Annotated in this window: 1 protein-coding gene; it reads right to left on the bottom strand. The window is 53.3% G+C overall.

The genetic code is table 11. The features are described 5' to 3' along the window. Positions 1 to 240 (bottom strand): trypsin-like peptidase domain-containing protein (locus tag R0J87_RS24240; RefSeq protein ID WP_498889602.1); only part of this gene is annotated, 240 nt, incomplete at both ends.

Below are 240 nucleotides of genomic sequence, written 5' to 3'. Positions count from 1 at the left end.
ATCTTCCTGCCCATCTTGATTGACATCAATCGGAATCGCGCGTTCTGTCCCCGAGATGACACCTGTTGTCACCGATCCTGAAAATTGAAGGCCGAGCGGGTTGCCGATAGCAATGACCGGTTCACCGGATTTCAGCACCGAAGAGTCGCCGAACTCTGCGACTGTGTCAATTTGCGCCCCGGGTACTTTCAAGACAGCAAGGTCAGTCCATACATCTGAACCAAGCACTTCCGCTTCGAG

Origin of the sequence: Halomonas sp. SIMBA_159, from assembly GCF_046536035.1 — a bacterium.
Classification (GTDB): domain Bacteria; phylum Pseudomonadota; class Gammaproteobacteria; order Pseudomonadales; family Halomonadaceae; genus Vreelandella; species Vreelandella venusta_A.
This window is presented reverse-complemented; position numbering and strand designations above follow the sequence as displayed.